This is a genomic window from Aeromonas sp. R2-4, from assembly GCF_040908365.1.
Lineage (GTDB): Bacteria > Pseudomonadota > Gammaproteobacteria > Enterobacterales > Aeromonadaceae > Aeromonas > Aeromonas veronii.
In genome coordinates, this window is record NZ_JBFODO010000028.1 from 1 (window position 1) to 24,903 (window position 24,903).

The 24,903-nt window shown below is 59.4% G+C and carries 19 protein-coding genes; 7 read left to right on the forward strand and 12 right to left on the reverse strand.

The genetic code is table 11. The features are described 5' to 3' along the window. Positions 1-1,105: 1,105 nt before the first annotated feature. From AB5Z05_RS12875 to AB5Z05_RS12910, 8 genes are all read right to left on the reverse strand, one after another. Complete coding sequence (locus tag AB5Z05_RS12875; RefSeq protein WP_113738666.1) at positions 1,106-1,861, reverse strand: ABC transporter substrate-binding protein; 756 nt, start codon at positions 1,859-1,861, stop codon at positions 1,106-1,108. Between the two features lie 139 nt (positions 1,862-2,000). Further along, positions 2,001-2,747 (reverse strand): substrate-binding periplasmic protein, encoded by a 747-nt coding sequence (locus AB5Z05_RS12880; protein WP_368151778.1) that lies wholly within the window; start codon positions 2,745-2,747, stop codon positions 2,001-2,003. 130 nt (positions 2,748-2,877) lie between these two features. Beyond that, a complete protein-coding gene (locus AB5Z05_RS12885) occupies positions 2,878-3,624 on the reverse strand; it encodes a substrate-binding periplasmic protein (RefSeq protein ID WP_368151780.1) in 747 nt (248 codons plus the stop codon). A 71-nt stretch (positions 3,625-3,695) separates the two neighbouring features. Next, complete coding sequence (locus AB5Z05_RS12890; RefSeq protein WP_279496509.1) at positions 3,696-4,214, reverse strand: GDYXXLXY domain-containing protein; 519 nt, start codon at positions 4,212-4,214, stop codon at positions 3,696-3,698. Then, complete coding sequence (locus AB5Z05_RS12895) at positions 4,211-5,215, reverse strand: DUF4401 domain-containing protein (RefSeq protein WP_267517439.1); 1,005 nt, start codon at positions 5,213-5,215, stop codon at positions 4,211-4,213. The genes AB5Z05_RS12890 and AB5Z05_RS12895 overlap by 4 nt, the downstream gene beginning before the upstream one ends. Then, the gene (locus tag AB5Z05_RS12900) at positions 5,208-6,146 is read right to left on the reverse strand and encodes a DUF2157 domain-containing protein (RefSeq protein WP_368151783.1); all 939 of its coding nucleotides are present in this window, start codon (positions 6,144-6,146) and stop codon (positions 5,208-5,210) included. The genes AB5Z05_RS12895 and AB5Z05_RS12900 overlap by 8 nt, the downstream gene beginning before the upstream one ends. Before the next feature lie 164 nt (positions 6,147-6,310). Then, the gene (locus tag AB5Z05_RS12905) at positions 6,311-6,868 is read right to left on the reverse strand and encodes a TMEM165/GDT1 family protein (RefSeq protein ID WP_005337386.1); all 558 of its coding nucleotides are present in this window, start codon (positions 6,866-6,868) and stop codon (positions 6,311-6,313) included. Between the two features lie 260 nt (positions 6,869-7,128). Next, positions 7,129-7,458 (reverse strand): translation initiation factor, encoded by a 330-nt coding sequence (locus tag AB5Z05_RS12910; RefSeq protein ID WP_368151784.1) that lies wholly within the window; start codon positions 7,456-7,458, stop codon positions 7,129-7,131. Positions 7,459-7,577: 119 nt separating this feature from the next. On the opposite strand from AB5Z05_RS12910, the gene AB5Z05_RS12915 reads away from it, so the two are divergent. The 3 genes from AB5Z05_RS12915 to AB5Z05_RS12925 all read left to right on the forward strand — a co-directional run bounded on the left by AB5Z05_RS12915 (position 7,578) and on the right by AB5Z05_RS12925 (position 10,441). Beyond that, on the forward strand, positions 7,578-7,805 hold the full coding sequence (locus AB5Z05_RS12915; RefSeq protein WP_005337384.1) for a FeoA family protein: 228 nt from the start codon (positions 7,578-7,580) through the stop codon (positions 7,803-7,805). A 129-nt stretch (positions 7,806-7,934) separates the two neighbouring features. Further along, the gene (feoB, locus tag AB5Z05_RS12920) at positions 7,935-10,205 is read left to right on the forward strand and encodes a Fe(2+) transporter permease subunit FeoB (RefSeq protein ID WP_368151786.1); all 2,271 of its coding nucleotides are present in this window, start codon (positions 7,935-7,937) and stop codon (positions 10,203-10,205) included. Beyond that, positions 10,202-10,441, forward strand: coding sequence for a FeoC-like transcriptional regulator (locus tag AB5Z05_RS12925; protein WP_005346763.1), 240 nt, complete (start codon positions 10,202-10,204; stop codon positions 10,439-10,441). The genes feoB and AB5Z05_RS12925 overlap by 4 nt, the downstream gene beginning before the upstream one ends. Before the next feature lie 94 nt (positions 10,442-10,535). Here AB5Z05_RS12925 and AB5Z05_RS12930 read toward each other — a convergent pair whose 3' ends face one another. Next, positions 10,536-11,186 (reverse strand): DUF2913 family protein, encoded by a 651-nt coding sequence (locus tag AB5Z05_RS12930; RefSeq protein ID WP_368151788.1) that lies wholly within the window; start codon positions 11,184-11,186, stop codon positions 10,536-10,538. A 98-nt stretch (positions 11,187-11,284) separates the two neighbouring features. After that, entirely contained in the window at positions 11,285-12,580 is a 1,296-nt protein-coding gene (locus AB5Z05_RS12935) for a DEAD/DEAH box helicase (protein ID WP_368151790.1), read from the reverse strand. Positions 12,581-12,866: 286 nt separating this feature from the next. Between AB5Z05_RS12935 and AB5Z05_RS12940 the strand changes: the two genes are divergently transcribed. After that, positions 12,867-13,445 (forward strand): O-methyltransferase, encoded by a 579-nt coding sequence (locus tag AB5Z05_RS12940; RefSeq protein WP_368151792.1) that lies wholly within the window; start codon positions 12,867-12,869, stop codon positions 13,443-13,445. 79 nt (positions 13,446-13,524) lie between these two features. On the opposite strand, the gene AB5Z05_RS12945 is transcribed toward AB5Z05_RS12940, so the two are convergent. Both AB5Z05_RS12945 and gltB read right to left on the reverse strand, forming a co-directional pair. Beyond that, positions 13,525-14,940 carry an FAD-dependent oxidoreductase gene (locus tag AB5Z05_RS12945; RefSeq protein ID WP_043819326.1) on the reverse strand — a complete coding sequence of 472 codons (1,416 nt, stop codon included), beginning with the start codon at positions 14,938-14,940 and terminating at the stop codon, positions 13,525-13,527. A 12-nt stretch (positions 14,941-14,952) separates the two neighbouring features. Continuing rightward, the gene (gene gltB, locus AB5Z05_RS12950) at positions 14,953-19,410 is read right to left on the reverse strand and encodes a glutamate synthase large subunit (RefSeq protein ID WP_368151794.1); all 4,458 of its coding nucleotides are present in this window, start codon (positions 19,408-19,410) and stop codon (positions 14,953-14,955) included. A 612-nt stretch (positions 19,411-20,022) separates the two neighbouring features. On the opposite strand from gltB, the gene AB5Z05_RS12955 reads away from it, so the two are divergent. From AB5Z05_RS12955 to AB5Z05_RS12965, 3 genes are all read left to right on the forward strand, one after another. Continuing rightward, positions 20,023-20,952 carry a TIGR01212 family radical SAM protein gene (locus tag AB5Z05_RS12955; RefSeq protein ID WP_042083735.1) on the forward strand — a complete coding sequence of 310 codons (930 nt, stop codon included), beginning with the start codon at positions 20,023-20,025 and terminating at the stop codon, positions 20,950-20,952. Positions 20,953-21,329: 377 nt separating this feature from the next. Further along, the gene (locus AB5Z05_RS12960; protein ID WP_106843946.1) at positions 21,330-23,474 is read left to right on the forward strand and encodes a type I secretion system permease/ATPase; all 2,145 of its coding nucleotides are present in this window, start codon (positions 21,330-21,332) and stop codon (positions 23,472-23,474) included. Continuing rightward, entirely contained in the window at positions 23,467-24,900 is a 1,434-nt protein-coding gene (locus tag AB5Z05_RS12965; protein ID WP_005350982.1) for an HlyD family type I secretion periplasmic adaptor subunit, read from the forward strand. The genes AB5Z05_RS12960 and AB5Z05_RS12965 overlap by 8 nt, the downstream gene beginning before the upstream one ends. The last annotated feature ends 3 nt before the right edge of the window (positions 24,901-24,903 follow it).

Below are 24,903 nucleotides of genomic sequence, written 5' to 3' on the forward strand. Positions count from 1 at the left end.
TAACACGGTAGGGGTACCGTTTTGTTATCCGGTTTGAAGCCGTATGACCACTCCCTTTTGTGGGCAACTGTCAGGTGAATACCATCTCCATACAGTAGGTTTGATTACAGGCTTTGCGGATTGCGCCATGCACCTCACACGCAAGGGGGCGGTGGATTGTTACCGCGGTGCAATGCAATGCGCTGCGCTTGTTGCACCCTACGCCAGTTAACTGGCCTCGGGGCGGCGCGTTGGGTGTGTTGCCCCCTGTTGTTCGCCGAGGTGAGTGCACAAGGTCAGGAGCGCCGTCATGGACGACGGCGCAGACGCAGGCGGTACAGGGATGTACCGTCTGCGTCGTTCCGCCAGACCTTTTGCCTGAACCGAGGGAACCCGACGCAGGAGGGCGAACAAGTGGGGGTGGCCTTTCTTTTGGTGACTTTTCTTTGGCCACGCAAAGAAAAGTCACTCGCCAAGCCGCGTAGCGGCGGCGAAACCCCATCGAGGACGGAGTCCTCGCGTTCTGCATGGCGAAGCCATGCCATTTAGGCTGGCGATATTCCGCTATGCAATGACGTTACCGACCCCCTCACCCTAGCCCTCTCCCGCAAGGGGAGAGGGGACGGTTACCGCGGACGATTACGCTTCGCTAATCGACCCTACTGGCGAAGCCATGGCAATACCCTGTTGCAGGGCAAAGACGTTACCGATCCCTCACCCTAGCCCTCTCCCGCAAGGGGAGAGGGGACGGTTACCGCGGACGATTACGCTTCGCTAATCGACCCTACGCTAAAGTCGCTACCGCCCCTGACTGTCGCTACCAGATTGCGCCGTTGACCATTGATCTCGGAAAAGGGGTCAACAGACGCCCGTCGCCATATTACGGAGCCAGAGTGGTCTTATCTATGGTTTTGATGAGCTAACTATCAGAAAAGAGTGATTTTTTGCGCTGGCACAAACTTTTATTAATTAGTGATTAGTTGTTGGTTGTCGGGGCTTGGCAGTGGCAGGGTGGTGGGGTGACGCCGGGAGGGGCGTGTAAGCGGTAAAAAGAGTGAAGCGCAAACAGTAAAAAGCGAAGGGGCCCGCGGTGGGCCCCTTGTTGTTGGCGCTCGACGCGGCGCCGCTATTTGGCGGCGGGGGTAGGGAAGTATTTGCTGTGCAGCAACGGGTATTCACTGCTCGCCAGCACCTGGGTCAAGCCGGTCTGGAACTCCTTGACCAGCTCGTCGCTCACCGGATGGCTAAAGGCGAAGCAGAACTGCTCCGAGCTCAGTACCCACTGCTCCTTGAAGCGGGCGGGATCGAGTTTTTGTTCGACGATCAGCTGCTCCATGGTGGTCTTGTTGGTGGAGACCAGATCGACCCGGCCTGAGGTGAGCATCTTGAGCGCCTGTGCCAGCCGGTTGGCGGCCATCAGTTTGGTCTCGTCAAAGCCGTTGTTGAGCAGCAGTTGCTCCCCCACATCGGCCCGCACCGCCCCGATATTGAACGCCTTGGCATCGTCGAGCTTGGTGATGGTGATATTGCGATCGGCCAGCCCCACCAGCACGATCTCGGCATATCCGATGGGGCAGGCCCACTTGAACAGGGGGTCCCGTGCCTGGGTGCGGGCGGTGGAGAAGAGCACCGCATTGGGCTTTTGGGTCAGCAGGTAGTAACCGCGCGCCCACGGCATGATGGTGACGGGCTGCGCTGGTGTATTGGTTTTTTTCCATACCAGTTGCAGCAGTTCGACCGCGAGGCCGGTGGGGGCGCCGCTGGCATCGGCGTAGTTGTAGGGTTTGTACTCTTCGGTGATGTAGTGAAGTTTGCCGAGCTCAGGACTCGCCTGTGCGAGGGTGGCCAGCAGCGCCCCGGCCAATCCAATCCATGGTTTCATTTTTGCCATCCTGATCAAGGGAATATCTGCTCAAGTGTGACCAAGCTGGCCGATTTCGCCAAGGCGACGGAGCATGTTTGGCAAAAAAGCGCGGGTGCACAGTCCCATCCCGCGTCCAATGTCGGCGGCGATCGGGGCGTTAGCGCAGCGGCAGGTATTTGGCTTGCAGGGCCGAGAAATCCGCCGAGGCGACGACATGGGTCAGCGCCTGCTGAAAGAGGGCGACCTCGCTGTCGGGCACCTGACGGCTGAAGGCGTAGCAGAGCGGTCTGGCATCCAGCACGAAGGCGACATGAAAGTCATCCGGCTTGAAGCCGATCTGCTGCAGGGTTTGATAGCCAGCCAGCTTGTTGGTCGCAAACAGATCGGCGCGACCTGAGGTGAGCATTTTGGCCGCCTGGGTGAGGCGGTTGGCCAGCATCAGCTGGCGCTCATCGATACCGCGTTCGAGCAGCAGCTGCTTGGAGACGGTGGAGCGTACCACGCCGACCTTGTAGCGGCTGATCTCGGCCTCCGAGCCGAGGGTGATGTTGTCCGCCTTGCGCCCCAGCAGCACGAACTCCGAGTGATCGATGGGGCAGGCCCACTTGAAAAGCGCCTCCCGCTGCGGGGTGCGGGCGGTGGCAAACAGCACCACATTGGGTTTTTGTTGCAGCAGGTTGTAGCCCCGGGCCCAAGGCAGAATGCGGATGGGCTGGGGCGATACGCCGCGGGCTTTCCAGATAAGCTGCATCAGCTCTACCGACAATCCGGTCGGCATCCCTTGCTGGTCGCTGAAATTAAACGGGGGAGAGATTTCGCTCAGATACTCGAGCTTGCCCGGATCGGCCTGCGCGAAGGTGGCCCACAAGAGCAGTAGCAGATGAGGTAGGTGCCATGTCCGCACGGGAAAGATCCTTCGCAATCAACTATGTAGCCCAGTTTGACTGCTTGCGGCGGGAATAGCTAGCCACCTCTATTGCATCTTTCATCAATAAAATGGGCAGCGAACTGCTGCCCATCGGGTGAGTGAGTGCTCAGCGCACCGGCAGGTATTTGGCCTGCAATTTGCGAAACTCTTCCGAGGCGAGGGCGCGGGTCAGGCCCTGCTGAAAGAGGGTGATCTCGCTGTCAGGCACCTGACGACTGAAGGCGTAGCAGAGCTGCTCGGCGCTCAGCACCATGGCCACGTTGAAGTCGTCGCTGCTCAGCTTCAGTTCGCGGATGGCGTCATATCCCGCCAGCTTGCTGGTGGCGAGCAGATCGGCGCGGCCGGAGAGCAACATCTTCAACCCCTGCGACAGGCGGTTGGCCGGGATGATGTTGTTGTCATCCATGCCGTTGTTGAGCAGCAGCTGCTCGGCGGCATCCGAGCGCACCGCGCTGATCTTGTACTGGCTCATCTGATCGAAGGCGGTCAGGGTGATGTTCTGCTCTTTGCGGCCCAGCAGTATGTACTCCGAGTAGCCGATGGGGCATACCCACTTGAAGAGATCCTCCCGCGCCTGGGTGCGGGCGGTGGAAAAAAGCACCACGTTGGGCTTCTGGGTTAGCAAGTAATAACCTCGCGCCCAGGGCAGGATGCGCACCGGCTGGGGCGTTACGCCGCTGTGTTGCCAGATCATCTGCAGCAGCTCGATCGCAAGGCCGGTGGGCTGGCCTTGCGGATCGCTGAAGTTGTAGGGGGGGTACTCTTCGGTGAGGTACTCGAGCTTGCCCAGATCAGCCCGGGCCGTGGAGGCCCAGCAGAGCAGCAACAGATGACAGATCAGCCATATCCTCATTGGGAACATCCTTAGCGATCAACCTTCTCTTGAGTGTGACCATGAACAGAGTAAATAGCCACTCACTGCCGTTACCAGCGGGCGCGGATCTGCCCGATGGGCTGGTAGGCCTCATCCCGCAGCCCTACCAGCAGGGTCTTGCCATCCGCTTGCAGCCGGAACTCGCCGTAGCGGGCCGCTTCGTACTGTACCCCCGTTCCCTCTTCAAAGAAGTAGGCATCGGGGCCGATCTGCCACTGCCGCTCGCTCTGGTGCACTTGCAATAGCCGCTCATCGCTGGCGAGCCGATCCGGTTTGCCATCGGCTACCAGAGTGGCCACCTGATGGGCATCGAGGCGGATCACCAGGGTGTCGCTGCCCTTGTCTTGAGTTGCACGGGCGTTGCGGCTGGTCAGCTCGCGGGCAATTTCATAGTTGAGCCGCATGTAATCCCCCTGCATCAGGGAGCGGGGATCGACCGGGGCGAGTCGCAGCAGCACCACTTCGCCGCTGCTCATGGCGTGCTCATAGCGCCAGACGGTGGCATTGATGCCTGCCAGGATGGCGAGGCCGCTCAGCAACAGGGCGAGTTGTCGGGTGACGGGTTTCATGAGTCGCTCCTTGCCGCGAAGGTGGTGAGCAGCTGGCGGGCACCCAGCAGCAGGATGCCGGAGCCCAGCAGCAGCCAGGATTTGGTCATCAGGGTGAGCCCAAGATCGTAGTAATAGAGGGAGCCATAACCGAGCAGCAGCAGGGCCGAGAGGGTCATCAGCCCCAGACTGCCGGCATAAAACCCGAGGATCAGCACCAGTGCGCCCGCCCCCATGCCGGGAATGATGGCGCTGATCAGCACCAGCGGCAGGCCAAACAGCAGGGGGAGCCTCAGCTTCACCATCACCGCCAGCAGCAGGGCGGCGCAGATCAGGGGATTGAGCCAGAGCGGCAGGCGAGAAAGCCCCAGTTCGTCCAGCACGCTGCTGCCGCCATCCCACAACGGGTGGTGCAGACGGCCCAGCACCAGCAGGGAGAGGGCCAGCCCCAGCGTGATGGAGTGGTAGAGCTGGTGGCGCTCTGGATCCCTATCTGCCCGCAGCCAGCAGAAGGTAATGGCCGCCATCACCAGCGGCAGTGCCAGCAGTTGCAACCCGAGGCAGGCGAGGCCAAGGGTGAGCAGCAGGGCCGCCGCCACGCTGTGAAACAGCCGCACCAGCCAGTGATCGAACAGCACGGCGATGGCAAGGGAGAGCAGGCACAACCCAAACCAGAGCAGGGCGTGATGGAGATCCAGCTGATCGAGCAGGCCATAGAGCAGCCAGGCATCGGCCGCCAGGGTAAGGGCCAGCACGAACTGATCCCATAGATCGCCGCTTTGGCTGCGATTGAGGGCGTAGGCCCCCGCCAGCAGCACGGCCCCCAGCAGCAGGGCGCTGTTGGCCTCGCGGGTCAGCTGCTCGAAGGTGAGAAACAGGAAAAAGAGCAGGAACAGGGCGGCAATCCAGCCCACCAGCCCCAGCAGAAAGCGGCTCGACCAGTGGGGTTGGGTATCACGGGGCTGATCCCCCTCCACCAAATTGGCCTGTTGCAGTGCTTGCCAAAGGGTCAGATCACTCATGAGACCTCCGTTGTTGTTGCAGCCAGCGGGCGGCGGTGACCGAAAGGCCGATGGCGATCAGGCTCAGCAGCAAGAAACCGTTGATATCGGGCTCCATCCACTTGCCCAGCGCCGCGAGGATGACGGCAATCAGACTGAGGCACCCCATGGCGAGTCCGGCGATAAATCTATGGTGCCAAAGGGCATAGGCCACAGCGAGCCAGCCAAGCCAGAGCGGCCACACCAGCGGGGAGGCTGCATCAAACAGCGCCAGCAGGGTGAGCAGGGTGGCCCCCAAACCCGCGGCCAGGCCCGCCAGCCAGCTTGGCATCAGGCGCCAGCGGGTTGGTGCCAGCAGAAGCAGACCCCAGAGGGCGGCGTTGAGCAGGGTAAGGCACCAGCCCAAACCCTCTTCATCGAAGGTAAAGAAGAAGGTGAACAAACCGAGTCGCCAGTAGAGCACCAGCGCCAGCTGGCCGAGCAGCCAGCTCAAGGTCCAGAGCAGGGGACTTTGGCCAAATGTCGCCAGCGGCACCAGCATCAGCGCCCAGGTGGCGAACAGCTGCCAGGGATCGGCGCCGGTCTGGTAGGTTTGACCCACCAGCGCCAGCAGGGCGCCGATATTGAGGGCGATAGCGAGCAGCAGCGCCTGACGGGGGGTATCCCCCAACGGTTTGCGCCACAGCAGAAGCAGCATGGCGAGCAGCGGCGCCTCCAGCAGGGCGAGGCGGGAGACCCGGCCCAGCTCTTGCCAGTTGAAGGCGACGAAGAAAATAAGGCCGGCCCCGATGCAGAGGGCACCGAGCCAGAGCAACAGCCGGTCAAACAGCCACTGCCAGCGCGCCGGATGGGGGGGAAGATCGGCGAGGGTCAGGGCGTCCACCAGCTTCTCTGGCGCCAGCCGTCCCTGTTTGACCCATTCGAGAAGCGTCTCTCTTGATACGTTGTGCATGGGGGGACTCCACGAGGTTTGCCCCATTATGGCATGAGGCACCCGCAACCGTGCACTGCCCCTTGGCTCTGCGGCTGGTGGTTGCGACAGCGGGTTACGCAATAGACACAGCAGTAAACAAAAAGCCCTCCACAGGGGAGGGCTTGGTCATCGGGTACGGGCCATCAGGCAAAGATCAGGGTGCTCACCCCGAGGCCGACGAAGAGGATGGCGCAGGCGATGCGGATCCCCTTGAGCGGCAGCTTGTCTGCCCCCAGCTTGCCGATCAGCACCACAGGTACGTTGGCCAGCATCATGCCGAGGGTGGTCCCGGTAATGACCTGCACCAGCGAGTCATACTTGGCGGCCAGCAATACGGTGGCGATCTGGGTCTTGTCACCGATCTCGGCGATGAAGAAGAGCACGAAGGTGGCCATAAAGGGGCCGTATTTATCCAGCGAGCTCTCCTCGTCATCCATCTTGTCCGGCACCAAAATCCAGATAGCCATGGCGATAAAGGCGATGGCGACCAGCCAGGTCATTATCTTGGGATCGAGCCAGCGGCTGATGAACTCGCCAATCCAGGCGGCGCCCGCATGGTTGAGCAGGGTAGCCGCCAGCATGCCGGCGATGATGGGCCAGGGCTTGCGAAAACGGCAGATGAGCAGCAACGCCAACAGCTGGGTTTTATCGCCGATTTCGGCAATAGCGACGCTGAGGGTTGAGGTTAACAAGGCTTCCATAAAAATGACCGGGGGACGGAATTGTTATAAACCAAAGACAAGCCTGCGCCATCCGTCCCCGGTATTGGCACTGGCCCGTCAAAGGTCTTGTCAAATCCATGGCTGGCATGGATCACCCTGACCATGGTGATTTGGCACCAAGTATGTTGATCAGGGTCGCAAACCGGTATTCATGCAATGGGATGGCACCGGTGTGCGAGACTACTCCCCCTCGATGGGAGCGGGCATTCTAGGGAAAAACCGCATGAGTGACAAGGGGATCAGCCACCCACCAGCTTGACGCTGAAACCGGCTTTCTCCAGCTCGGTTTTGATCAGGTCCCGTTTATCCCCCTGGATCTCGATCACTCCCTCCTTGATACCGCCTCCGGTGCCGCACTTTTTCTTGAGCAGGGTGGCCAGGGGTTTTTGCTGATCGGCGGGTACGCCATGAATGGTGATCACACCGGCACCCTTGCGCCCCTTGGTCTCGCGGCGAATGCGCACTGTACCGTCGGTGGGGAAGGGGGAGGCGGATTGGGGAGCGCTCTGCTCCTTGATCATGCCGCCATCTGTGCTGTAAACGAGGCGGCTGTTGTTGTCGTGACTCATGGCAATACTTTATGGGTTAGCTAAGCGGAGTTTGATTTTACTCAAATAAAAGTTGAAGACACAGCTTATAATGCCCCAAGTAAAAGCGAATTATTATTGTTTAACTTCAGGAGTCAGTCATGGTACTCACGCAGTTGTCACCGGGACAGAGTGCTCGCATCAAGAATATGAATCAGCTCGCCCGGCCGCTGCGCCGCAAACTGATGGTGATGGGCCTGTTGCCCCAGACTGAAGTCATCTATCTGCGCTCCGCCCCCCTGGGGGACCCGCTCCAGATCCAGTGCCAGGGGATCTGTCTCTCCATGCAAAAGAGTCTGGCCCAGCAAATAGAAGTCGAGCCGGTATAACCCCCTGCTCGGCTGCCGCTCCCGTTTAGAAACGTCACCGGGAGCGGTTCAGAGACAAGAAGTCGAACCTGCAAAGCGGCTTGCCACACGCACGCGGCGGGTTCAGAAGAAAATAGAGGTAGAGCTGGTATGAATTATTCTCTGGTAACGGTAGGTAACCCCAATAGCGGCAAGACCTCCCTGTTCAACGCCCTGACCGGCGCCCGCCAGCAGGTAGGCAACTGGAGTGGTGTCACCGTCGACAAGAAGATGGGTGAGTTCAGCGCGGGTGAACATCACTTCAAGCTGATGGATCTGCCTGGCATCTATAGCCTGGCCAGTCAGGATGGCAGTCTGGACGAGCAGATCGCCAGCCGCTTTGCCCAGGGCCAACAACCCGACCTGCTGCTCAACGTCATCGACGCCGCCAATCTGGAGCGCTCCCTCTACCTCACGCTGCAACTGCGCGAACTGGGCCTGCCCATGGTGGTGGTGCTCAACAAGCTGGATATCCTGCAAAAGCGCCGCATCGTCATCGACGAGAGCAAGCTCGGCAAATCCCTCGGTTGCCCTGTAGTGGCCCTCTCTGCCCACAACAGCAAGCAGGTTGCCGCCTTCAAGCAGCAGATCCGGCAGTTTATCGGTCAGCCGCAAGCCGCCTTGCAGCTCGATTACGGCCACGCGCTTGAAACCGATCTGGCGGAGCTGGAGACCCTGCTCGCCCCGCATCACCTCACTACCCGTGGCCGCGCCCTGCGCCTGCTGGAAGAGGATGCGGTGATGCAGGAGACCCTGCTGCCCGGTCAGCAGGCGGCCGCAGCTAATGTAGTGGCTCGCGCCCATCAGGGACAGGATATCGACCTGCAACTGGCGGATATTCGCTACGGCCATATCCACCAGTGGGTACAACAGGCTCGTCAGCAGAAGGGCAAGCTCACCGAGGCCCAGAGCGAGTGGCTGGATCGGGTGCTGCTCAATCGCTGGATTGGCATCCCCTTCTTCCTGTTTGTCATGTACCTGATGTTCCTGTTTGCCATCAACGTCGGCAGCGCCTTTATCGACTTCTTCGACATCATGGGCGGCGCCCTGTTTGTCGATGGGGTGCACCACCTGCTGGGGCTGGTCAATGCCCCCGAATGGCTGGGCGCCATTCTGGCTGATGGCTTTGGTGTCGGCTTGCAGACCGTCGCCACCTTTATTCCGGTGATTGGCTGCCTCTATCTGTTCCTCGCGGTGCTGGAGAGCTCCGGCTATCTGGCCCGTGCCGCCTTCGTGGTGGATGCCCTGATGCGCCGCCTCGGCCTGCCGGGCAAGGCGTTCGTGCCGATGCTGATGGGCTTTGGTTGTACCGTCCCCTCGGTGATGGCAACCCGTACCCTCAACTCCGAGCGGGAGCGGCTGATGACCTCCGCCATGGCCCCCTTCATGTCGTGCGGTGCCCGTCTGCCGGTTTACGCCCTGTTTGCGGTGGCCTTCTTCCCCGAGTCTGGCCAGAACCTGGTGTTCGGTCTCTACCTCATCGGCATTCTGGTTGCAGTGCTCACCGGCCTGTTGCTGCGCAGCACCCTGCTGCCGGGCAAGAGCGACTCCATGCTGATGGAGATGCCGGATTACGAGTGGCCGCGTCCGGTCAACGTTGCCATCAAGACCTGGCAGAAGCTCAAATCCTTCGTCTTTGGCGCAGGTAAAACCATCGTACTGGTGGTCGCCGTGCTGAGCGTGCTCAACTCCCTGGGTACCGATGGCAGCTTTGGCCATCAGGAGCAGGAGAGCTCGGTACTGAGCAAGATTAGCCAGGCGGTGACCCCGGTGCTGCACCCCATAGGTGTGCGCGATGACAACTGGCAAGCCACGGTCGGTATCGTCACCGGTATCTTCGCCAAAGAGGCGGTGGTCGGGACCCTCAACAGCCTCTACGCCGGTGGTGGCGATGCAGAGGAGGAGAGCGAGTTCTCGCTGGTGGCCAGCTTCCACGAGGCGATCGATGCCGTGGCGGCCAATCTGGCGGAGATCAACCCGAGCGACCCCATGGGATTGTCTGTCGGTGAGCTGGATGATCAGCAGGCAGCTGCCGAAGCGCAGGAGGTCGATGTCTCCACCTACGGCAACATGCAGACCCACTTCGACGGTGCGGCCGGTGCCTTTGCCTACCTCTTGTTCGTGCTGCTCTACATGCCTTGCGCCGCCGCCATGGGCGCGCTGGTGCGGGAAACCGGTCGTCAGTGGGCGTTGATGACGGCGGTATGGTGCAACTATATGGCCTTTATGTGTGCGACCCTCTTCTATCAGGTCGCGACCTTCGTCGCTCATCCGGAGCAGAGCCTGTTCTGGATCGTCAGCTACGGCCTCTCTCTGGTACTGCTCTGGTGGGCCGGTCGCCGTCACGGTGACATCGTCGCCCGCAAGGTGGTGACCTTATGATCCTGCGTGAGCTGGGGGATTACCTCGCCGCGCAACAGAAGGTGAGCCGGCGTGATCTGGCTCGCCACTTCCACACCTCGGAAGATGCGGTGGAGGCCATGCTCGGCGTCTGGATGCGCAAGGGGCGGGTCATCAAGCGCGAGAGTCGGGTCTGTGGTGGCAGTTGCTGCGGCAAGAGCGAGGAGGTGATGTTCGAGTGGTGTGACGCGGGCCAGATTGGATTCAAGATCCGCTAAACGACTACTCAACCTCATCACCAAACATCGAACAATAAAAAACGGCAGATCCTGCTCAAGGGTCTGCCGTTTTTATTGCTGAAGACAGGCGGGCTCAGGCGCCTTGGCGAGCCTCGCTCAGCAGTGCCAGCGCCGGTTGGGCGTTGTCTGGCATCAGCCGGTAGGCCTTGTGATGTTTGACCAGGGTGGTTTTCTTGTTGCCCTGGCTCAGCAGCAGGCCGTGCTTGAAGGCCACCTCGGCCAGCACCTTCTCGTCACCGCGCACATAGAGGGTGAGGGGTTTGACAAGCTCACCGTCCTCGATATGGCCTTCATATTCGCTATGGCTTACCACCAGACTCGGCTGACCGCCCGATTGCAGGCGCAGCTTGGCGTTCACCTCGCTCTCGGTCAGCACCAGCCAGCCTGCCGTTGCCAGCTCATCCAGCAGGGCTGCCAGCTTGGCCCCCAGTTGTTGCGGGTTGGTCATGGCGCACTGGTACTGGAAGGCGATGCGCTCCAGCAATCCCTTGAGATCGGCGCCCGCACCCAGAGTGCGGCCAAGCTGCACCCAAGCTTTCAAATCTTCCATCACCAGACGGGAGAAGCGCTTCTCCTTGAGGGAGTCGGCCATCCAGGTGCATAGAAAGTGGCTCTCTTGGGCCGGAGTGCGCTTGCCCGCCTTTTGCTCGGCGGTGCGGGCCAGTTCGGCCAGGCTCTGGGTGGCCATCTCGAACAGGGCCTGATTGTAGGTCGGAGAGGTCATAAGCAATCCTTGGGTTGACCACCAGGGGCCAACACCGATGACAGAGATGGCAAAGGCGCCAGTGGCGCCTTTGCGGTTCAATAGAGCAACAGCCCGCTTTATTTCGGCTGACGGGGCTTCTTGGCGGCGGCCAGACGCTTGAGGCGCTGACCCTGCAGCTTGGCTTCGGCCATCACCTGGGCCACGGCGTTATCTTCACGCTGCGGGCGCTTGCCAAAGCGGCGACGCTCCTGCAGCTGTTTGATCAGCTCGTCACGGCTGCTCACCTCATAGCCCGGTACCATGATGCGGCGGATCTTCTGGCCGATCAGGGCCTCGATCTCCAGCAGGGTGCGCTCCTCTTCACGGCTGACGAAGGAGATGGCCATGCCGCGCTTGCCGGCACGACCGGTACGACCGATGCGGTGCACGTAATCTTCCGCCAGGAACGGCAGATCGTAGTTGACCACGTATTCCAGATCCGGAATGTCCAGACCACGGGCGGCCACTTCGGTGGCGACCAGTACCCGTACCTTGCCTTCCATGAATTCGCGCAGGGCGCGGCGACGGTTGCCCTGGGCCTTCTCGCCATGGACCACGGCGGACTTGATGCCGTCGAGGTTCAGCTCCTCGACCAGCACATCACAGCTCTCGCGGGTACTGGCGAACACCAGCACCTGCTGCCAGTTCTGCTTGCCAATCAGCTCTGAGAGCAGCTCGCGCTTGCGCTTCTGCTCGACCGGATAGACGGTGTGGCTGACGGTGTCGGCGGTGGAGTTCTGCTTGTTGACGCTGATGATCTGCGGTCTGTCCAGCATCAGGTTGGCCAGTTTCTTCACCGCGTCGGAGAAGGTGGCGGAGAAGAGCAGGTTCTGACGGGTCTTGTTGACCGCTTGCAGGATCTTCTGCACATCGGCGCTGAAGCCCATGTCGAGGATGCGATCCGCTTCATCCATCACCAGACACTCGACACCGGAGAGGCTGAGGTTGCAGGCGGTGAGGTGTTCCAGCAGCCGGCCCGGGGTGGCCACAATGATGTGGGCGCCCGCTTTGAGCTTCTTGGCCTGCACGTCCTGCTTGCCACCGCCGACGATGGTGATGGTGGTGATATCGAGATACTTGGCGAAGTCATTGATGTTGCTCGCCACCTGAGCCGCCAGCTCGCGGGTCGGGGTCAGGATCAGCACACGGGCGTTGGAAGGCTGGACCGGCGCCGGATTGTCTACCAGACGCTGCAAGATGGGCAGGGCGAAGGCGGCGGTCTTGCCGGTACCGGTCTGGGCGCTGGCCAGCACATCGCGGCCACGGCGAATGGTCGGGATCGCCTGTTGCTGCACAGGGGTCATCTCCTGATAACCGCAATCTGAGACAGCACGCAAAATCTCGGGGGCAAAATCGAACGATTCAAATCTCATAATGGGTTCCTGTGTTCCAGCTGGGCTGTGTTTGGCTTGGTTAGCTCGGCATGAGCGAGACGGAGGTTGTAACCACCGACGGCTGCGCCTGACATCAAGTCAGAGAGTGAGCCGGAAAATGGCGGGCGCGAAGTGTAACAGATAGACGTCACAAATTCTGCCTCAAATGGTTGTCCTTTTCTCATCCTTTGTGGTGTGAATGGCGGTTGAAAGCAATCATTTGACTCCCAAATGCCAAGCTTAGATGCGTGGCTAACGGTTTTGGGCAAGGACGAAAGGGATATCGATGGAACTGGAACAGTTAAAACGACAGCTGGAGCAGCTTGGCGAGCGCAATGACAGCATGCAGCAGGCTCGCCACCGCAAGCTGCTCAATATCACCCGCGACACGGGGGAGTTGCTGTCAGTATTGGTGCAGACCCGTGGGGCGCAGGCGGTGCTGGAGATCGGCACCTCCAATGGTTACTCCACACTCTGGCTGGCAGAAGCAGTGCGTCGGCTGGAGGGGCACGTTACCACCATTGAGCTGGATGAGGATAAGCGCGTGCTGGCCCATGACAACTTTCAGCAGGCAGGGTTGGCCCCTTGGGTAACCTTGCTGGCAGGGGATGCGAGTGAGCTGTTACCGACCTTGCCGCAAGCCGGCTATCAGCTCATCTTCCTCGATTCGGATCGTCAGCACTACCGGGCATGGTGGCCGCAGATCCGCCGCCTGCTGGCACCCCGTGGCCTGCTGGTGGTCGACAACGCCATCTCCCATCGCAGCGAGATGGTGGCGTGGATGGACGAGGTCACGCAGGACCCTGCCTTTGCCACCTCGCTGGTGCCGGTCGGCAAGGGGGAGTGGCTGGTGGTGCGTTTGTAGGGGGTGGATCGCTGCAAAAAATCAGCCCCGCATTGGCGGGGCTGATTGTGAAAGTGCATCAGGGCCTTGGCCGGTCGGATCAGACCGCCAGATAGTCCATGATCCCTTCGGCCGCTTTGCGCCCTTCGTAGATGGCGGTCACCACCAGATCGGACCCACGCACCGCGTCGCCACCGGCGAACACCTTGGGATTGCTGGTCTGGAAGGCGTATTCGGCCTGCTCGCGGGCCTTGATGCGATCCCGGTTGTCGAGCTCGATGCCGAACTCGGCCATCCAGGGCTGGGGGTTGGGCTGGAAGCCAAACGCCATCACCACCGCATCGGCGGCCAACACCTGCTCTGAGCCCTCGATGACCACCGGATTGCGGCGGCCATTGGCATCGGGTTCACCCAGCTCGGTGCTCACTACTTTGATGCCGACGGTGCGACCGCTGGCATCCAGCTCGACCGCTACCGGTTGCAGGTTGAACATGAACTCAACCCCCTCCTCGCGGGCGTTTTTGACCTCCCGCTTGGAGCCCGGCATGTTCTCCTCGTCGCGGCGATAGGCGCAGACCACCTTGTCAGCCCCCTGACGGATGGCGGTCCGCACGCAGTCCATGGCGGTATCGCCACCGCCCAGCACCACCACCTGCTTGCCAGCGAAGTCGATATAGTCGGCATGCGCCTTCTCGAACCCCAGCAACCGGTTGGCGTTGGCGATGAGGTAGGGCAGGGCGTCATAGACTCCCGGCGCCTCTTCGTTGGCAAAGCCGCCCTTCATGTACTTGTAGGTACCGACCCCGAGGAAGACCGCATCGAACTCGCCGAGCAGATCGGCGAAGGTGATGTCCTTGCCCACTTCGGTCTCGAGACGAAACTCCACGCCCATCCCTTGGAAGATCTCGCGGCGACGCTGCATCACCTCTTTTTCCAGCTTGAAGGAGGGAATGCCAAAGGTGAGCAGGCCGCCGATCTCCGGATACTTGTCAAACACTACCGGGGTGACGCCATTGCGTGCCAGCACGTCGGCGCAGGCAAGACCCGCCGGGCCGGCGCCAATAACGGCGACCCGCTTGCCGGTCTTGACCACGTTCGAGAGATCGGGCTTCCAGCCCATCTCGAACGCCTTGTCGGTGATGTATTTTTCGATGTTGCCGATGGTCACCGCGCCGAAGCGATCGTTGAGGGTGCAGGAGCCCTCGCAGAGGCGATCCTGCGGGCAGACCCGACCGCACACTTCCGGCAGGCTGTTGGTCTGGTGGGAGAGCTCCACCGCCTCCAGAATGCGCCCCTCTTTGGCCAGTTTCAGCCAGTTGGGGATGTAGTTGTGGACCGGACACTTCCACTCGCAGTAGGGGTTGCCGCACTCGAGGCAGCGATCCGCCTGCATCTGTACCTGCGGCTGATTGAAGGACTCGTAGATCTCCACAAACTGTATTTTGCGGATCTTGAGTGGCTTCTTGGGCGGGTCGACCCGCTGGACATCGATAAACTGAAATACGTTCTGGCTCATAGGGTTCCCTCCTTATTGCGCCTGGATTCTGAGTTCTGCACTGGAACGGCTGGTGTGACCCAGCAGCGATTTCACGTCGCTAGACTTGGGTTTGATCAGCCTGAACTTGGGCACATAGGAGTCGAAGTTGGCCAGGATCTCCTCGGCGCGCGAGCTGCCGGTCTCATTGAGGTGCGCCGTGATGATGCCGCGCAGGTGCTCCTGATGGATGGCGAGATCCGCCACGTCCAGCAGTTCCACCAGCTCGGGGTTAGTGCGCTTGGCGAAGTTGCCGCACTCGTCGAGCACGTAGGCAAAGCCGCCGGTCATGCCCGCCGCAAAGTTGACGCCGGTCTGACCCAGTACGGTGACGATGCCGCCGGTCATGTATTCACAACCGTTGTCGCCAATTCCCTCGACCACCGCCAGGGCGCCGGAGTTGCGCACCGCGAAACGCTCGCCGGCAGTGCCTGCGGCGTAGAGTTTGCCGCCGGTGGCGCCGTAGAGGCAGGTGTTGCCGATGATGGCCGCTTCATGGGATTTGAACGCCACGCCGACATGGGGCTTGATCACCAGCTTGCCGCCGGTCATCCCCTTGCCCACATAGTCGTTGGCGTCACCGGTGAGGATCATCTCGAGGCCACCTGCGTTCCAGACGCCGAAGCTCTGGCCTGCGGTGCCGTTGAAGTGCACCTTGACCGGATCCGCCGCCATTCCCTGATTGCCGTGACGTTTGACGATCTCGCCCGAGAGACGCGCCCCCACCGAGCGGTCGGTGTTGCGAATGTCGTAGCGGAACTCGCCGCCGCTTGAGGTTTCCACCGCTTCCAGCAGATCTTCCACCATTTTCAGGTTGAGCGGCCCCTTGTCGAAGGTGGGGTTGTGCTGCTGGCTGAACAGGCTGGAGCCTGCCGGCGCAACCGGACGGGCCAGAATGCCAGAGAGATCCAGCTTGGCCTGACGGGCGGTGAGGCCGGGCAGGGCTTCCAGCAGATCGGTGCGGCCAATCAGGTCGGTCAGCTGGGTGACGCCGAGCTGGGCCATCAGCTCGCGGGTCTCTTCGGCGATGAACTTGAAGTAGTTCATCACCATCTCCGGCAGGCCGGTAAAGTGCTCGCGACGCAGCTTCTCATCCTGAGTGGCAACGCCGGTGGCGCAGTTATTCAGGTGGCAGATCCGCAGGTATTTGCAACCGAGCGCCACCATGGGGCCGGTGCCAAAGCCGAAGCTCTCGGCGCCGAGGATGGCCGCCTTGATAATGTCGAGGCCGGTTTTGAGACCGCCATCCACCTGCAGGCGCACCTTGTGGCGCAGACCGTTGGCGACCAGAGCCTGCTGGGTTTCAGCCAGACCCAGTTCCCACGGGGAGCCGGCATATTTGACCGAGGTGAGGGGGCTCGCGCCAGTGCCGCCGTCATAACCGGAGATGGTGATGAAGTCGGCATAGGCCTTGGCCACGCCGCAGGCGATGGTGCCCACGCCGGGCTCGGAGACCAGTTTCACTGACACCAGACAGCTCGGGTTGATCTGCTTGATGTCGAAGATGAGCTGGGCCAGATCCTCGATGGAGTAGATATCATGGTGCGGCGGCGGCGAGATCAGGGTCACGCCGGGCACGGAATAGCGCAACTGGGCGATCTGGGCAGTCACCTTGTCACCGGGCAGTTGGCCACCCTCGCCGGGCTTGGCCCCCTGAGCCACCTTGATCTGCACCACATCGGCGTTCATCAGGTAGTGGGGGGTGACGCCAAAGCGGCCGGAAGCCACCTGCTTGATGCGGGAGTTTTTCTCGGTACCGAAACGCTTGGGATCTTCGCCACCTTCGCCGGAGTTGCTCTGACCACCGAGGCGGTTCATTGCGACAGCCAGCGCCTCGTGGGCCTCAGGGCCGAGGGCACCGATGGACATGGCGGCGGAGTCGAAGCGGGGGAACAGCTTGTCGGCCGGCTCAACCTGATCCAGCGCGACCGGATTGTCGACCTTCTTCAGTGCCAGCAGATCGCGCAGGGTGGCAACCGGGCGCTCGTTCACCAGACGGGCATACTCCTTGTAATCGGCATAGTTGCCGGAGCGCACTGCGGTTTGCAGGGTCTGCACTACATCCGGGTTGTAGGTGTGGTACTCGCCGCCGTGGACGAACTTGAGCAGGCCGCCGTGGGGGAGGGGCTTGCGCACCAGCCAGGCCTGACGGGCCAGATTGTGCTGATCCTGCTGGATGTCGGCAAAATCGGCACCCTGAATACGGCTCGATACGCCACGGAAGCAGGTATCGACCACCGACTTGGCCAGGCCCACCGCTTCAAACAGCTGGGAGCAGCGGTAGCTGGCGACCGTGCTGATGCCCATCTTGGACATCACCTTGTAGAGCCCCTTGTTGATGCCGTTGCGGTAGTTGACCATGGCCTGGCGCAGGGACATGGTGAGCACGCTCTCTTCAACCTGTTTGGCCAGGGTTTCGTAGGCGAGATAGGGGTAGATGGCGGTCGCGCCAAAGCCCAGCAGCACCGAGAAGTGGTGCGGGTCACGGCAGCTTGCAGTTTCCACCAGAATGTTGGCGTCGCAGCGCAGGTTGTTGTCCACCAGGGTGCGCTGTACTGCACCCACCGCCATGGCGGCCGGGATCGGCAGGGTATCGGCGCTGATATCGCGATCCGACAGCACCAGCAGCACGGTGCCACTCTTTGCAGCGGTTTTGGCCTCCTCGCAGATGCGCAAGATGGCCGCTTCCAGCCCCTCTTCGGGCTTGAAGTTGAGGCTGATCACCTGATGACGGTAGTACTCACCTTCCAGTGCCAGCAGCTGGTGGAAGTCGGAGTAGAGCAGGATCGGCGACTGGAACAGCACCCGGTGGGCGTGGCCGAAGGTCTCGTTGAAGACGTTCTGCTCGCGACCTATACAGGTGGCCAGCGACATTACGTGGTTCTCACGCAGTGGATCGATGGGCGGGTTGGTCACCTGTGCAAACATCTGGCGGAAGTAGTCATAGAGGGTACGCGGGCCGGAGGAGAGCACCGCCATCGGGGTATCATCCCCCATGGAGCCCACCGCCTCCTGACCATTTTCACCGAGAACCCGGATGATCTGATCCAGCTCCTCGAAGGAGTAGCCAAACAGCTTCTGATAGGTTTTCAGCTGGTCATCGGAGAACTCGCGGCTACCGGTCTGGCTGTCGTCCATCTGCTCGAAGGGGACCAGTCGGCGGCAATGTTTATCCATCCACTGCTTGTAGGTGTGACGGTTCTTGAGGTCGTCATCGATCTCGAAGCTGGTCCACACCTTGCCGTTGCTGGTATCCACCACGAACAGCTCGCCCGGGCCGACCCGACCCTTCTCCAGCACTTCGTCCGGGGTGTAGTCCCAGGTACCGACTTCTGAGGCGAGGGTGATGAACTTGTCCTTGGTGATGACGTAGCGGGCCGGACGCAGACCGTTGCGATCAAGTGCGCAGGTGGCGTAGCGACCATCGGTCATGACGATACCGGCCGGGCCGTCCCACGGCTCCATGTGCATGGAGTTGAAGTCGTAGAAGGCGCGCAGGTCATCATCCATGTTCGGATGTTTTTGCCATGCAGGCGGGATCAACAGGCGCATGGCGCGGAACAGGTCCATACCACCGGCGAGGAAGAGATCCAGCATATTGTCGAGGCTGGAGGAGTCAGAGCCGGTGGTGTTGACGAACGGGGCCGCTTCCTGCAAATCGGGAATGAGTGGGGTGGCAAACTTGTAGCTGCGCGCCTTGGCCCACTGGCGGTTGCCGGCGATGGTGTTGATCTCGCCGTTGTGAGCCAGATAGCGGAACGGCTGGGCCAGCGGCCAGCGCGGGCTGGTGTTGGTGGAGAAACGCTGGTGGAAGACGCAGATGGCCGCCTGCATACGGATGTCGGCGAGATCCAGATAGAAGCGCGGCAAGTCCACCGGCATGCACAGCCCTTTATAGACGGTGACCAGGTTGGAGAGGCTGACCACATAGAAGTAGTCGTCGTTGACGCGCTTTTCGATGCGGCGACGCACGATATAGAGGCGGCGTTCGAGATCCTTGTCGACCCAGCCGGGCGGGGCGTTGACAAAGACCTGTTCAATGCTGGGCAGGGAGGCTTTGGCAATGGTACCCAGTACGTTGGTATCGACGGGCACCTTGCGCCAGCCGACCAGACTCAGGGTCTCTTTTTCCAGCTCTTCGTCGATGATGTCGCGGGTCTGCTGGGCCAATACGGGGTCCGGGTTGAGAAACAGCATGCCGACCGCATAGTTGCGGCCAAGGTGCCATCCCTTCTCCTCGGCGACAGCTCTGAAGAAGCTGTCCGGTTTTTGCAGCAGCAGACCGCAACCATCGCCGGTCTTGCCATCGGCGGAGATCCCGCCGCGGTGCTGCATGCGAGCCAATGCTGACATCGCGAGACGGACAAGCTTGTGGCTGGCTTCCCCTTCCATGTGGGCCAACAGGCCGAAGCCACAGTTATCCCTCTCCAGCTTTGGATCATATAGTGACATTGCATTTCTCCCTTGCTCGGCCTTGTATCGCACAGTCATCACCTGACTGCATAAATTGCGATTGGCTCTTGTGGTTCCGTCTGCCTGACGTGGCGAATCTCCAAACTAATGGGATTTTCTGGCGAGGTCAATCGCAGGTCAGGTTTGTCTTCATGGTTACATTCGCATAACAAAATGTCGGGTTAGGGGGATTCGCTCGCAGTTATGAAGTGTTTATTCTGTATAGTTTGATTTTGTTGGTTAAATATATCGCCATTGACAGGCTCAATGGTGTGCTCGGCGACGATGGGCGAATGTAGTAATTTTACCAACCCGATGTGGCCGACAGCGGAAGGGATCACATTTTCAATATCCCATGCTTGCAATTGTGTGCTGTCGGGTCTCTTTGAATTTCTCATTGTTCAACAGTGGGTTATCAGGTCTCATTTTCATATGGATGTTTACTGTTTGAATCGTCAAAGAACTGTAAAAATCCTTTTTTTTGCGCTTTTTCTCTATATTTATTCAAAATTGGTCGGGTATTTATATGTTTTACCCTCTCCGCTAGCTTGATCCAGCTCAGCCCCTGTTCTGCGCAAGCTCGTACAATGGCGCTCCTTTAGCGGAGGTGTCATGCAGTTACACGAACTCGTCAATACATTCGGTCAGGATCTCAAGCAGCGTCATGGTCAGAAGATCCACAAACTCTCCATCCACGGGGCCTTTACCTGCCCGAACCGTGACGGCACCCTGGGCCGTGGTGGCTGCACCTTCTGCAACGTATCCTCTTTTGCTGACGAGTCGGCTCAGCAACTCTCCGTGGTGCAACAACTGTTGGCTCGCCGGGACGAAGTCACCCGTGCCAAGCGCTATCTTGCCTACTTTCAGGCCTATACCAGCACCTATGCCGAGGTCGAATATCTGCAGCGGATGTATGAAGAGGCGCTGTCGGTGAGCGATATGGTGGGGCTCTGCGTGGGCACTCGCCCCGATTGCGTACCGGATGCGGTGCTGGATCTGTTGGCGGGCTATCAGGCCCGGGGTTACGAGGTGTGGCTGGAGCTCGGGCTGCAAAGTGCCAATGACAAGACCCTGCAACGGATCAACCGCGGCCACGGTTATGCCGCCTATGAGGATGCGGTAAGACGTGCCCATCAGCGCGGCATCAAGGTATGTGCTCATCTGATCGTCGGCCTGCCGGGCGAAGTGCCGATGGACAGCCTCGATACCTTGCATCGCATCGTTGAGACCGGTGTTGAGGGGATCAAGCTGCATCCGCTTCATGTGGTAGAGGGTAGTACCCTTGGCAAGGCGTGGCAGGCGGGACGCCTTGAGGTATTGACGCTGGAGCAGTATGTGGAAGCCGCTGTCGCCATGATCCAGCACACGCCGCCCGAGGTGGTGTATCACCGGATTTCGGCCTCCGCGCGCCGTCCAACCCTGTTGGCGCCAGCCTGGTGTGAAAATCGCTGGACTGCCATGGCGGATATTGCCAAAGCACTCTCATTGAACGGCCCGCAAGGTCACGCGTTGGGCAGACCCTTCATACTTCCTGACCTATAATTGAGCACCAGATTATTATTTTCACGTAAAACATAGGGTTATATAAAAAACTTCATACCCTAAACTATAGTTTTGGTACGTGCCGGTTGATATAGTGGTGCGCCATAATAAATGTCATTATCAATTAACTCCGACATTCACCCTGATTGCAGTGTTAGCATGGTGTTGATGAACCGATTATTTTTACCAATAACGATTCATGCCGCCATTGCTGCTGTGTCGGGAAATTGGCGATGAGTGTCGCGATCTATCTGGACAGGTTTATCCCCTGATCAGTCTCATCAGCGGGAAGGCCACTCGGTTTTAGCGTGGCGATAGCAGGGAAATATGAGCGATGAACGCTCTTATCTACCTCATTTATGCAGTGACAGGATGCTATGCAAGCAGAAACAAGTCGTATTGATGAGTTATTGGAGTGTCTGGTCTTCTTGACCCGTTTTTATGGTGTGCCCAACAGCCAGGATGCCCTGACGACCGGGTTGCCACTGGTCTCCGGACGCCTGACTACCGCACTCTTTTGCCGTGCTGCCGAGCGGGGCGGGTTATCCGCCCGTGAAGTGATACAGCCACTGGCCGATATTTCTCCCTTGCTGCTGCCTTGTGTATTGCAGATGCGCAGTGGTGGCGCCTGCATTTTGCTGGAGTGGAACGAAGATCGCAGCCAGGGGAAAGTGATTTTCCCGCAGGCCGGTGATGCAGCGCAATGGCTGACCTCAGCCCAATTGGGTGATGAGTATCTGGGGCGCCTCTTCTATGTGAAGAAGCAGTTCAAGTTTGACGAGCGCTCTCCCAAGGTGCTGGAAACCCGTGATGGACACTGGTTCTGGAGCACCTTGTTCGAATCCCGCGGTATCTATCGCGATGTGCTGATCGCCTCCATTCTGATCAACCTGTTTGCCATTGCCAGCCCTCTTTTCACCATGAACGTCTATGACAAGATTGTGCCCAATCTAGCGTTTGATTCACTCTGGGTGCTGGCGGTCGGGGCCATGGTGGTCTTTACCTTCGATTTTGTGATGCGGCAGTTGCGTAGTTACTTTATCGACATTGCCGGTAAAAAGTCTGATGTGCTGCTGTCCGCCAAGATTTTCGCCAAGGTGATGGGCATGAGGATGGAGTCTCGTCCCGCTTCCACTGGCGCTTTCGCCAAACATCTTCAGGAATTTGAATCGGTGCGGGAGTTTTTCACCTCTGCAACGGTTTCTACTCTTATCGATCTGCCTTTTGCCGTCTTCTTCCTTTTTATCATCTGGATGTTTGCAGGCGTGATGGTGGTGGTCCCCATCGTCGCCATGCTGATCCTCATCGCTTACAGCTTCTATATTCAGGAGCCCCTCAAGCAGTCAATCGAAGAGGGGTCGCGCCTTGCGTCCCAGAAGAACGCCAATCTGATTGAAAGTATTTCCGGGCTGGAAACCGTCAAGATTTTCGGCGCCGAGAGCATGTTCCAACATCGCTGGGAACAGGCCGTCTCCCATATTTCCACCTGGGGCGTACAGACCCGCCGCATTACCAACTCCATGTCCTCACTGGCCAGTTATATCCAGCAGGTGGTGACAGTCGGTCTGGTGATCGTCGGTGTTTACCAGATCTCCGAAGGTTTGGTCACCATGGGGGGCATGATTGCCGCCGTGATGCTCTCCAGCCGCGCCATTGCGCCCATGGTGCAACTCTCCGTGTTGTCGACCCGTTATAACCAGGCCAAATCTGCACTGGATATTCTGGAAAAAATCATGCAAACCCCGGGAGAGCAGGAGGAGGGTAAGCAATATATCCATCATCCGGTGATTGCCGGTCGCATTGAATTCGAGAATGTCTCCTTCAAATATCCCGGCATGGAAACCAGCACTCTGCACAATATCAATTTGCGCATTCAGCCGGGCGAAAAGGTGGCGATTATCGGCCGGATTGGGGCGGGTAAAACGACCCTGGAGAAGCTGTTGATGGGACTGTATCGACCGACTGATGGTTCGGTACGTATCGACGGTTTTGAACTCGATCAACTGCCGCCTGCGGTGATCCGTCGCAATATCGGCTGTGTTCCGCAAGATGTCATTCTCTTTTTCGGATCTGTGCGGGACAACATCATGCTGGGTAATCCGCTGGTGGATGATGTGAGGGTCTTGCGCGCCGCCAAGCGGGCGGGTGTCACCAACTTTACCAACAGGGATCCCAACGGGTTGGATCGGCAGATAGGTGAGGGGGGGCGTCAGCTCTCCGGTGGCCAGCGTCAGTCGATCCTGCTGGCACGCGCCTTGCTCAATGATCCCCCCATTCTGGTGATGGATGAGCCGACCTCCAACATGGACAACCAGTCCGAGATGCAGGTCAAACAGGAGCTCGCCAGACTGGGCCCGGAAACCACATTGATCCTCATCACTCACAAAACCTCGATGCTGGATGTGGCATCGCGAGTGATCGTCATCGAGCAGGGGCAGATCGTTGCTGATGGCCCCAAAGAGGTGGTGTTGCAGCAGTTGAAGGAAGGCAAGGTGCGCGTGCAGGAGGTGTCCCATGGTTAAGGGGCTCATGGACTGGTTCAAGCGCAGCAAAAAGACGCCTTCCGGCGAGGTATTGCCAGCACCCGAGCATCTGGAGTTTGTCGATGACGGCGCGGCAGCTGTACTGCTGACCACGCCGACCGGAGCTCGTATCCTGCTATGGTGCTGTTTCCTCTTTTTCATGAGTGCCATCGTCTGGGCGGCCTGGGCCGAACTGGATGAAGTCACCGTGGGTCAGGGCAAGGTTATTCCGTCCCGTCAGCTGCAGGTGATCCAGAACCTGGAAGGGGGGATCGTCAAAGAGATCTTCGTCAAAGAGGGGGATATCGTCGAAAAGGGGCAGCCGCTGCTGCGCATTGATGACACCCGTTTCCGCTCCGACTTTAGAGAACGGGAGCAAGAGGTCGTCACCCTCAAGGGGGATGTGGCCCGTCTGCGCGCCGAGATGGCCAGCGTCGAGGTGAAAAACGACCCGGCACTGGGGTGGCGTGAACAAGTCGTGGTAGGTGAAGCGCCAATCCAGTTTCCCGATGGTTATGAAACCGTCTTTGCCGAATACGCACACCGTGAGCGGTCTGTACAGCGGGATCGCCTCAATAACCTGAAGAACCAGCTCTATATTCTTGGTCAGCAAATCGAACAGAAAGAGCAGGAGCTGATTGAACTGAATGCCAAGATCCGCACCGTGAATCGCAGTGTGGATCTGGCCAGACAGGAACTGAATATTAGCCGTCCGTTGGCGAAAGAAGGTATAGTGCCTCAAGTGGAGCTAATCAAGCTTGAGCGGCAGGTCAACGAGATGCAGGGGGAGCTGGAGAGCAACCGTCTGCTGATCCCAAAACTCAATTCGGTACTGCGTGAGACCATCTCCAAGCGTAATGATATTGCGCTGAAGTTCAGAGCAGACTCCCAGACTGAACTGAATGAGAAACAGGGGCGGCTTGGCCAGTTATCAGAAGGGCAGGTTGGCTTGCGAGACAGGGTCGACCGGACCAGCGTGATTGCTCCGCTCAAGGGCACCATCAAGAAACTCAAGATCAACACCTTGGGCGGCGTGGTTCAGCCCGGCATGGATTTGATGGAGATTGTGCCGCTTGAGGATACCTTGCTGGTAGAAGCCAAGGTGTCGCCGAAAGATATCGCCTTCCTGCGACCGGGGCTGGATGCCATCGTCAAAATTACTGCCTACGACTTTACAATCTATGGAGGATTGCATGGCAAGGTTGAACAGATAAGTGCGGATTCGATCCAGGATGAGGAGGGAAACTCCTTTTATCTGGTTCGGGTTCGAACAGAGAAGAGTTACTTGGGCGATGAGCTTAACGCACTTCCCATCATCCCCGGTATGTTAGCCAGTGCTGATATCATTACTGGTAAAAAAAGTGTCCTAGACTATTTGCTTAAGCCGATTTTACGGGCAAAGCAGTCGGCACTGAGAGAACGATAAGCC

Coding starts and splice junctions, on each gene's coding strand:
- AB5Z05_RS12875 (WP_113738666.1), bottom strand. CDS start 1,861: ATGAAACCATGGATTGGATTGGCCGGGGCGCTGCTGGCCACCCTCGCA.
- AB5Z05_RS12885 (WP_368151780.1), bottom strand. CDS start 3,624: ATGAGGATATGGCTGATCTGTCATCTGTTGCTGCTCTGCTGGGCCTCC.
- AB5Z05_RS12890 (WP_279496509.1), bottom strand. CDS start 4,214: ATGAAACCCGTCACCCGACAACTCGCCCTGTTGCTGAGCGGCCTCGCC.
- AB5Z05_RS12895 (WP_267517439.1), bottom strand. CDS start 5,215: ATGAGTGATCTGACCCTTTGGCAAGCACTGCAACAGGCCAATTTGGTG.
- AB5Z05_RS12900 (WP_368151783.1), bottom strand. CDS start 6,146: ATGCACAACGTATCAAGAGAGACGCTTCTCGAATGGGTCAAACAGGGA.
- AB5Z05_RS12905 (WP_005337386.1), bottom strand. CDS start 6,868: ATGGAAGCCTTGTTAACCTCAACCCTCAGCGTCGCTATTGCCGAAATC.
- AB5Z05_RS12910 (WP_368151784.1), bottom strand. CDS start 7,458: ATGAGTCACGACAACAACAGCCGCCTCGTTTACAGCACAGATGGCGGC.
- AB5Z05_RS12915 (WP_005337384.1), top strand. CDS start 7,578: ATGGTACTCACGCAGTTGTCACCGGGACAGAGTGCTCGCATCAAGAAT.
- feoB (WP_368151786.1), top strand. CDS start 7,935: ATGAATTATTCTCTGGTAACGGTAGGTAACCCCAATAGCGGCAAGACC.
- AB5Z05_RS12925 (WP_005346763.1), top strand. CDS start 10,202: ATGATCCTGCGTGAGCTGGGGGATTACCTCGCCGCGCAACAGAAGGTG.
- AB5Z05_RS12930 (WP_368151788.1), bottom strand. CDS start 11,186: ATGACCTCTCCGACCTACAATCAGGCCCTGTTCGAGATGGCCACCCAG.
- AB5Z05_RS12935 (WP_368151790.1), bottom strand. CDS start 12,580: ATGAGATTTGAATCGTTCGATTTTGCCCCCGAGATTTTGCGTGCTGTC.
- AB5Z05_RS12940 (WP_368151792.1), top strand. CDS start 12,867: ATGGAACTGGAACAGTTAAAACGACAGCTGGAGCAGCTTGGCGAGCGC.
- AB5Z05_RS12945 (WP_043819326.1), bottom strand. CDS start 14,940: ATGAGCCAGAACGTATTTCAGTTTATCGATGTCCAGCGGGTCGACCCG.
- gltB (WP_368151794.1), bottom strand. CDS start 19,410: ATGTCACTATATGATCCAAAGCTGGAGAGGGATAACTGTGGCTTCGGC.
- AB5Z05_RS12955 (WP_042083735.1), top strand. CDS start 20,023: ATGCAGTTACACGAACTCGTCAATACATTCGGTCAGGATCTCAAGCAG.
- AB5Z05_RS12960 (WP_106843946.1), top strand. CDS start 21,330: ATGCAAGCAGAAACAAGTCGTATTGATGAGTTATTGGAGTGTCTGGTC.
- AB5Z05_RS12965 (WP_005350982.1), top strand. CDS start 23,467: ATGGTTAAGGGGCTCATGGACTGGTTCAAGCGCAGCAAAAAGACGCCT.